Genomic DNA, 9,141 nt, shown 5'->3' with positions numbered 1-9,141 from the left:
GAATGGTACGAAAAGCTTGTCTATTTTAATGTTGAGAACGACCCGCACACATATGACTTCGCCAAGAAGCTTTATAACGCCATTGTGGATCGCTCGGGCCCGGAATGTGAACTTCCGAAGTATTATGACCGTGTAGAAAAAATCGCTGCCGACGAAGCAGGAGAGACATATTGGGGCGATACAAGCAAAATGGCAAGGATAAACTATGCACAGCGGGATTCTGCGGAATTCAAGCAGTCCTGGAAATATGTACCCCAGTTCCGTATCCTTGACAGGAACGATTTCGTGGCAACTTATGCCGTATTCCTTTTGCTATTCGTGTTTATTGCAATCGTATGTTTTGCCGCCGTACTCGTCATTGGCTACACGAGATGTCTGACCATTGCCATAAACAACCATCAGGTCTATGAAGACTTAAGGCATCTTGGGGCACCGCAAAACTATCTCTACCGTTCGGTAAAAAGCCAGATCTCAAAAGTTTTCGGTGTGCCGGGTTTCGTTGGCACCTTACTGATTTACATTTTCTACAGCATGATCATGTTTTTTAATGATAATAGGCTTACCCAAAGCGAGATTTCAGGCCTTATAAACTGCCTTTTTGTTGTTCTGGGGATGAGTGCGTTGATCTGGGCGTTCTATAGGTTTACTCTGCATAAAGTGTGTTGGATGCTTAACGTTAAATCATCTAAAAAATGATTATGGGCAATAAAAATAGGTGATATAGCAATGAAAAGCAATATGGTTTTTAGAGCCCTCTGCTAAACTATAAAATCAGCACAGAAAAACGTGTCCTGACTCTGCCAAAAAGGTAGACTCGGGACACTTTTTTGTAAATAGGCTTTCAACACAAAGTTGTACTTGGACCCACGGCTTGCGTCCTTACCTTTGGTAAGGACGCCTTTGTAGCACATTCATATTTATTTTTCCTTTATCTCAATGCAAATAAAAGAGACAACCATACTTTGGAAAGCCGCAGCTATTCAACCGTTTCGATGGAATCCACGATGCTTAACTTCGTAATCCGGCGCAGTGGAAGGCAGGTTGCAATCAGGCAGGCAACTATGGATACTGTGGTTGCTTGAAGGATTGGAATAATCGGGAACGCAGTAAGGCTGATTTGATTCGTTGCGGCTGCGTTTGCAAAGACCGTGCAGACATATCCGCAAACAGAGCCGATGATGCCTGCTATTATTCCATAGTAGGCGCCCTCCCACAGAAAAGTCTTATATAAGCTTGCCGTACTCATTCCGATTGCACGCTGCATTCCAATTTCACTTAAACGGGTATGGTTATTGGTATAGGTCGTATTGATAATGTTCAAAAGGCCGATCAATCCGATAAAGAGTATCAGCCCCCATGCAAGTAGCTTGATCTGCTGATAGCTTTCTTCCAGCTGCTTGTTGGTATTCTGATAGGAAAGCCAGCGGCTGCCTGCCGTTTGACCGCAGATTTGCTCTATTTTTTGTTCCACCGCTTTTGTATCCGCCCCTTTTTCTAAAACCGGGTAGAGTTCTGAATAGGTGGTTTTTCCGGTCAGCTTGTCATAAACTGTGTCAAATACCACCACTTGAACACCATTTACAAAGCCTTGGTTGTCCAGCCCAACAGAATCACAGTTTCCAAACACTTTTAGTTCAGTTTGGGCAACAGAAATCGTATTCCCAGCAGCAAAAGAAGTTGATGCAATTTGTTTTCCTTCATAAGACATCGCAATGGGGTTTTTAACCAAGCAGGCTTTTCCTTCCTTCAGCGTCTGCATTTCATCTTCGGTAAGAGAAGGCATCAGTGCTTTTAAGCGTTCCTCATCAACCCCTATGATTTGCAGTGTTTCGCTCGGTTGCAGTTTGAATCGTGTTTCGATAGGCAAAGTGCCATCTTTATCCTGCATATAAAGGCTGTATTTCAAAGTGTATACGGAAGAAACCCCTTCCTGCGATTTTAAACTCTCCACAGCAGACGGTTGAAAACCGACCGATTCATTGGTAACAGAATAATCGCCCAGGTGGAGTTTTTGAACATCCTGTGAGGCGTCAAGTAATGTGGAAAAAGACTGAAGCGTCACAAATACCGTAATACTCATTATCAAAGACAGAATTGTGATCGTGGTGGGGACAACATTTCGTTTTAGGTTCAATCTTGCGTAAAATGCTTCAAAGTGACGAACAGGTTTTTCCTTTCGATTTTTTCTTTTCACTTTATTTGTTATTCCGTTCATAGCGACTGTCGGAGAGACTTTGGCGGCATAGCGCGCCGCCGGCATGGCGGCAATGAAAGCAAATGTCAAAGTGATCGCAGCGCTGATAAGCAGCGGAAGCAATTTCCCGGCGCTATTCTGAGCAATGAGTGAGCCAAGTTCCTCTGCGTTTTGTACCATGAAAATGTCCGGAGAAAACAAACTTGTGGCTGCTTTTGTAATTCCTCCAGCTGACAGTGCACCTAAAACGGCACCAATCGGAATGCCTATAAGGCAAAGAAGGACAAGCTGAAACGCAACCAAGCGATAAAGCTGCCCCTGCTGACCGCCTATTGCCCGCAAGGTTCCATATTCCTTAATATGTTTACTTACTGCAATTTTCAAAATGTTAAAGATGACAAGCCCCGCCGCCAATAAGACCAATGCACCGATAACAATACCGGTCATAACCATGTAGGAAAAGCCGCTGTCGTTGTCTGAACCGCTGTTTTCTTTATCACAGGGGATACCCAAGGCGTTCAGGTAGAGCCAATTGTATTGAATGCACTTGTCGGAAACTCCTGTTTTGCCGACAAGATCATTGACCGTTTGTTGGAAGCTAAGTTTATCTGTTGTACGAAAATCGGTCGAATAAACCTGATACTTTTTAGGGAGCAATTCCTCTGAGGTTCCCTTTCCGGCGATTCCGGTAACAATCCCGGAAACGTACGCTAGATAATTGCTTTTCAGAATTCCGCACAAGGTAAAATCCGCTTTATATTCGTAAGTTTCTTCTGTATCCTGAAGAAGCGAGATGCTTAAATCAAGCGTGATTGTATCGCCGATATCGCCGGAGAAACCTAAGTAATTGAGGGCATCTTCGGGCAGGGCAATTTCTCCTGCTTTCTGCGGGAGACGGCCACTGCTGAGCTGTGAAATGGTTGGATAGGCCGACAATCCTTGCTCGTCATATTCTCTAAGTTGTAAAGAGAGTCCGCTGCTTTTAAGCCCAGCCGTGCCAAGAATGATATTGCTGCCGACAAAAGAGAGACGGCTGTCTTCCTCAAGGAGCGTCTTTTGCGCACTTGTCAGATTGTGAAATGTCGCATACCGGTAGCCGTTCAGCGCCCCGGCCTGCTGTTCCCGTAAGGCTTGTAAAATTCCCCAGGATTGTCCGATTACAGTTGTCATCATCGTGGAAAGCACAATAGCAATCAAAATGAGCACGGACGTTATTTTTTGAGCGGTAAGCTCTTTCCACGCCAGCGCGTGATAGGATTTCATTATGCCGTCACCTCCGAAAGCGCTCCGTCCACGATGGTCAATCGGCGTTCTGCCATTCGCGCGATGCGGTCATCATGGGTGATGATGACCAGCGCTTTGCCGAATTCCTTCCGGATATTTTTGAGCGTTTCCATGACCTCATTGCCGCTTTTACTGTCCAGATTACCCGTGGGTTCATCCGCAAAGATAACATCTGGCTTTGCAATCAGCGCGCGGGCAATGGCGACACGTTGCTGCTGACCTCCCGAAAGTTCGCTCGGCAGATGAGATAACCTATTGCTGATTCCCAAAAATTCGGTGATTTGTTTCAAATAAGATTCATCCGGCTGACGCTTGTCCAAGAGTAAAGGCATGATGATATTCTCTTTTGCGGTCAACACAGGCAGCAGATTGAATTGCTGAAAGATAAAGCCGATCTTGCGACGTCTAAAAGCTGAAAGCTCTTTATCGTCAGTTTGATAAATATTCTTTCCGTCAAAAGTAACCGTACCGGAGCTTGGCGTATCCAATCCGCTGATGATATGAAGCAGGGTGCTTTTCCCGCTGCCGGAAGGCCCCATGATGGAAATAAAGTCGCTTGATGTGATTTCAAGATTTGCTTTATTGAGAGCGACGACCTTGTTTTCACCGCTCCCGTAATATTTTGATAAGTCTTTTCCTTCAATGATCATAAAAATGCTCTCCTTTGTATTATAAGGAGAGCATATCGCGGAGTTCTCAAGAATCGCTCAAGCTTTTGAAATTTTAAAATCCGCCGTTACGACCGCTCCGGTTGAAGTGTTCTTCAGCGTTAATGAACCGCCGTGTTTCTCACATAACAGACGGCAAACATAAAGGCCCATTCCGAAATGGGAGCTCGGCTCAAGATTTTCACCACCACGGAGAAACGGCTGTGCGCCCTTTTGGAGGATTGCCTGTGGAAAGCCCAGCCCGTCATCCCGCACGGATAATACAAGCGTTTCAGCATTCAGCATAAAATCGATCGCTATTTTGGCTTTTGCGAATCTCTTTGCATTCGCGATCAGGTTTTCTGCAACATTAAATACGATTGTCTTGTCAATCCAGACATCTTTTTGCATCTTTTCAAACTGTTCTTCAACTTCAATTCCGGAATCCATTGTAAGCAGATGTATGGTGTCTGACAGCTCCTTCATTACCGTTTCTAATCTGGTTTTTTGAGGCAAGCATTGCAGTTCCTCAAGGCGCTGAACGCTGCTCATCGCTTCAATGTATGTTTCGATTCTTCCGGTATATTCCCCTATCAGTGATACGGAATCCTGCGCGTTTTGGGACGACAACGTGCCGCTTGATAATCCTTTTCTTAATATTTTTGCGGAGCCCTTCAGCACGGTAACCGGATTGCGCAGGTCGTGGGAGAATGCAGCATTGAGGCGCTTGCGTTCCTCCATCTGCCGCCAAAGCTCCCTGTTGTTTTTTAAAAGCGCGAGGCGCATTTCCTCGAACGCATTGCAAAGCTTACCAAGCTCGTCTTTTGAAACAGATTGAATAGGAAGATCCAGGTCGTTCTGCATTATTCTTTCTGCTCCAGCCTGCAACTCGGCAAGGGAGTATTTTAGTTTCATGCGATAAAACACTAGATCGGCTGAAAATAAACCCACTATTACAAAAAGAACCGGAAGCGCAAGCTGTAAAATTGCCAAAACATGATACCAAAGCGGAAGAACGTTCTCGGTAGCCGTTGCAGGCGGTATTATGATACCGCTGTCGTCAATTTTCATTTCTAATGACGTCCCATATTGCTGCATAATTTTACTGATGCCTAATATGGAGAAAAAGCTAAGTATGAGGGTGATCAGCAAAAACAGCAAAGTCAGGCAAAAAAAAGCTTTCTTCAAACTCATTTGCTTCAGCCGTTCCATTTATAACCCACCCCCCATACCGTATCGATATAGCTGTGTTTCGTATACGCGGATAGTTTCACCCGGATTTTTCGGATATGCTCCATGATGGTATCGCTGCTGCCGTCGCCATCAAAGCCCCATACGGCTTCGTAAATCCGCTCCCGGTCAAAGACCTGTCCGGCATTCATGGAAAGCAACTCCACAATTTCGAATTCCTTTTTCGACAATGTTACGGGATTCCCAGCTACCGTGACTTCTCGCTTTAAATAGTCGATGGCAAGTTCGTCAAAAAATCGCACAACGGATTGTTCCTGCTTTCGTTGTTCACGGCGGAGATGCGCCTCCACGCGCGCGCCCAATTCTTCAATGTCAAATGGCTTGACAATGTAGTCGTCCGCACCAACCTGAAATCCCATAATTTTATCCTTGATCTCAATACGCGCGGTAAGAAAGAGAATCGGGCAGGAAACATATTCGCGAATATGCTGGCATACAGAAATGCCGTCCATCTCCGGCATATTGATGTCAAGTAGAATGATATCCGGCTGGCAGGTGACTTTTTCAAGCGCATCTTTACCATCAAAAGCGGAATACACTTGGTAGCCCGACATTTCAAAATAATTCTTCATCATTGATACAATGCCTTTTTCATCATCGACAAGCAATATTTTATTGTTCAAATAACATCCTCCCTCCGGCAGAAAATTATTATCTCATGAAATTCTCAAGTTTTTCTCAACAAAAGCTTTATTTTTCTGCTTACAGTATGATGCAATTATATAGAAAAAGCAAATTTACAAACTAATCATTTTCCAGTCTCATATATATATAACTTCATAATGCGCATAATCGTATCGTTTAGCTTTTCTTATTAGAACAGTAAAATGATATAGGGTGATATGATAATGCGAGTTAAGCATATTAACTTGATGGCAAACAAATACTACCTTTCTTCAGTTAAGATTAAATCCAGTTGATGCATAATATTTTTAAAAATTTCGATATCACTTTCCGGTACTTGAGAAAGCATTTGATCTACATACTGATACAATTTCCGATGATATTCATTATGGCCATGATATACCTTTGCCCCTTTTTCAGTTAAAGCCAACGCAACCTCGGTATCGCTTTTTGACAGGATTGTTTTAACACCAAAGTTAAACCCACAAAAAAACGCACACGGTTAGGCGTTGTATCAAATATATCATAACTTTTCAGTCTAGGTGACAGAAGCAAATCTTGATGTTGTTTAATTCATATACAACCTTCTTCAGCACGATTTCTTCGGCACAGTTGCGATAGTTGTTCATGAAGCCGATCCAGCGGAGCTGCTCACGAGCTTTGAGTGCATCGTCCGTACCATCTTTCTTGGCTATGGTGGTGACAATTTCGTCGATCTACGTTGTTGCGCGCTCGTCCACATCACGCAGATGATCATCGAGTTTGCCTGAAAGCAACAACTTTGAATACAGCGCGCGACGATACCGCTTGAGATAGCGTATACATATTCTACAATACATGCCGAAAGAAAGACTTTCTCCTTCGGCCGGTAACTCCAGATTTGGAAGCAGATAATCGCCCTCCCATTGGTAGGTGCCACCCATTTTTTCAAACAGTGATTTCATAAAGCAAAGTCCTTTGCACAAACATTGCGCTTAAGGTTTCCTTTTGCACACAAGTTGTTGATGGCTGTCCTGCCATAGCCGGTAAGCCTCACAATCTCCTGCGTGGTCATCACATCACGGCAGTCTGCCAGCAGCTTAATAAAATATGTGCGCATCTCTTGAAGCATCGCTTCCGGCATTTCTTTTTGAACGGCGGACTGATAATGCTCACCGTACCAGCCCTGCGGTGCGGAATACAGTTCTGGGAACACAGCGCGCTGCTCCATGTATTTGCGCACATCCTCTTTGCGGATTCGATAGCATCGGGTCTTCTTGCCGCTAAACTCACATGGAATCTTGCCACTGCGGAGAAGATGAAGAGCGGTGCTTTTGCTGATATGGCAAAGACGATAAAAATCGTCCTGAGAAATAATATCCGGAACCTCGTTCCAATTAATTGTTTGATTATTCATGGCGATACACCTCTGATTAATTAATAGTCGGTATCAGAGACTGCCGATGTGTATTGCCACTGTAGTTTTGGTCTGCCCTGTTCTGCCCGGAGTTCTATCCTTAAAGCGTTCAGTTCTGCCCGAAATTGCGAAAACAGCCTTATTCGAGCTTTGCCTGAAAATCAGGCATTTGCGGGATTTGAACCCGAAAAACAAGTAAATATACGGCTTTTCGCGCGGACAAAACTGCCCGAAAGTTCTGTCCAAAAACCAGTATCGCACAGTATGGGAAAAGACTCGAAATCAGTTTGGCGGCAACGCCACGCGGGTTCGAATCCCGCCCTCTCCGCCATTATAAAATCCATTTGTCAGAAATTGAACTGGCATATGGATTTTTTATGTTTTAATTATGAAGCTATAAAATAAGTTTAATAGTTATTGCACTTTTAGGAGTAAATCTGGTATGATTTTGTTATAGGTACTTAACAGGTTCTATAGAAAGGAGAATCTTTAGATGAAAATCGCAGTTGTAGGAATTGGCTACGTCGGTCTTTCTATTTCCGTTCTTCTTTCACAACATAACACGGTAAAAGCCGTCGATATTATACCGGAAAAAGTTAATCTGATTAATCAAAAGAAGTCTCCAATTGTAGACACTGACATTCAGGAATATCTTGAAACTAAGGAACTTGACCTTGTTGCAACAACAGATGGTGACAGCGCTTATATTGATGCTGAATACGTCATCATCGCTGTGCCGACGAATTATGATCCGGAAAAAAATTTTTTCGACACTTCCGCAGTAGAGCAGGTTATTAAGCAGGTTATCCGCGTCAATCCGAATGCAATTATTGTTATTAAGTCCACTGTACTAGTCGGATACACTAAACGTGTTCGTCATAAGTTTTGCTGCGATAATATTCTATTTAGCCCCGAATTCTTGCGTGAGGGTCATGCGCTTTACGATAATCTCTATCCGAGCCGCATAATAGTTGGCTGCCCAGCAGGAGATGCGAGACTAAAGAAAACCGCCGAAACCTTTGCAAGTCTCTTAATAAAAGGCGCAATCAAGGAAGATATTCCGACAATGTTCCCAGACCTGGCGGAGGCGGAAGCAATCAAGCTGTTTGCAAATACATATCTGGCTTTGCGTGTCGCATATTTTAATGAATTGGATACTTTTGCTGAATTGAAAGGCTTAAATACAAGAGACATTATCGAAGGCGTCTGCCTTGATCCTCGGATTGGAGACCAATATAACAATCCTTCCTTTGGATATGGCGGGTATTGTCTGCCCAAGGATACCAAACAGCTTCGTGCAAATTACGCCGACGTTCCGCAAAACCTAATCAGCGCAATAGTAGATTCCAATAGCACCCGCAAAGATTTTATTGCTGACCAGATTATCTCTCGGCACCCGAGGATTGTGGGTGTCTACCGCTTAACAATGAAGGCTAATTCGGATAACTTCCGCCAATCTTCAATTCAAGGTATTATTAAGCGAATTATGGCTAAGGGTATTGAGGTTGTAATCTATGAGCCAACTACTAAAGATGACCTGTTTTTTAACAGTCGGGTCATTAAGGAGCTGGATGAATTCAAGTCAGTTTCTGACGTGATTTTGGCAAACCGCTATACCGAAGAGATTTCTGATGTACTGGACAAGGTTTACACCAGAGACCTGTATTTCAGAGACTGAAGTGATTTGAGAACCGGTGGGTTAAATATAAATGCCGTCACCTGTCTAGAGGTGGCGGCATTTTGTT

The 9,141-nt window shown here is 43.8% G+C and carries 8 protein-coding genes and 1 pseudogene; 2 read left to right on the top strand and 7 right to left on the bottom strand.

Going from position 1 to position 9,141, the window contains the following annotated elements; translation table 11 throughout:
* Positions 1-696: ABC transporter permease (locus tag Q8865_05355; protein ID MDP4152855.1), on the top strand; the 696-nt coding region annotated here is incomplete at its 5' end.
* 280 nt (positions 697-976) lie between these two features.
* On the opposite strand, the gene Q8865_05350 is transcribed toward Q8865_05355, so the two are convergent.
* The 7 genes and pseudogenes from Q8865_05350 to Q8865_05320 all read right to left on the bottom strand — a co-directional run bounded on the left by Q8865_05350 (position 977) and on the right by Q8865_05320 (position 7,657).
* Positions 977-3,457, bottom strand: a complete 2,481-nt coding sequence (locus tag Q8865_05350; GenBank protein ID MDP4152854.1) for an FtsX-like permease family protein — start codon at positions 3,455-3,457, stop codon at positions 977-979.
* Positions 3,457-4,128 carry an ABC transporter ATP-binding protein gene (locus Q8865_05345; GenBank protein ID MDP4152853.1) on the bottom strand — a complete coding sequence of 224 codons (672 nt, stop codon included), beginning with the start codon at positions 4,126-4,128 and terminating at the stop codon, positions 3,457-3,459. The genes Q8865_05350 and Q8865_05345 overlap by 1 nt, the downstream gene beginning before the upstream one ends.
* A gap of 57 nt (positions 4,129-4,185) precedes the next feature.
* Positions 4,186-5,337: a HAMP domain-containing sensor histidine kinase gene (locus tag Q8865_05340; protein ID MDP4152852.1), complete on the bottom strand. Its 1,152-nt coding sequence runs from the start codon at positions 5,335-5,337 to the stop codon at positions 4,186-4,188.
* Positions 5,325-5,999: a response regulator transcription factor gene (locus Q8865_05335; GenBank protein ID MDP4152851.1), complete on the bottom strand. Its 675-nt coding sequence runs from the start codon at positions 5,997-5,999 to the stop codon at positions 5,325-5,327. Before Q8865_05335 ends, Q8865_05340 begins: the two co-directional genes overlap by 13 nt.
* A gap of 534 nt (positions 6,000-6,533) precedes the next feature.
* Positions 6,534-6,923, bottom strand: a pseudogene (locus Q8865_05330) (TnpV protein).
* Positions 6,924-6,940: 17 nt separating this feature from the next.
* Entirely contained in the window at positions 6,941-7,396 is a 456-nt protein-coding gene (locus Q8865_05325; protein MDP4152850.1) for a helix-turn-helix domain-containing protein, read from the bottom strand.
* A gap of 33 nt (positions 7,397-7,429) precedes the next feature.
* On the bottom strand, positions 7,430-7,657 hold the full coding sequence (locus Q8865_05320; GenBank protein ID MDP4152849.1) for a hypothetical protein: 228 nt from the start codon (positions 7,655-7,657) through the stop codon (positions 7,430-7,432).
* Between the two features lie 232 nt (positions 7,658-7,889).
* Here Q8865_05320 and Q8865_05315 point away from each other — a divergent pair, with 232 nt between their 5' ends.
* On the top strand, positions 7,890-9,074 hold the full coding sequence (locus Q8865_05315) for a nucleotide sugar dehydrogenase (protein MDP4152848.1): 1,185 nt from the start codon (positions 7,890-7,892) through the stop codon (positions 9,072-9,074).
* Positions 9,075-9,141: the final 67 nt, after the last annotated feature.

The sequence above is a fragment of the Bacillota bacterium genome, assembly GCA_030705925.1.
Taxonomy (GTDB): domain Bacteria; phylum Bacillota; class Clostridia; order Oscillospirales; family Feifaniaceae; genus JAUZPM01.
This window is presented reverse-complemented; position numbering and strand designations above follow the sequence as displayed.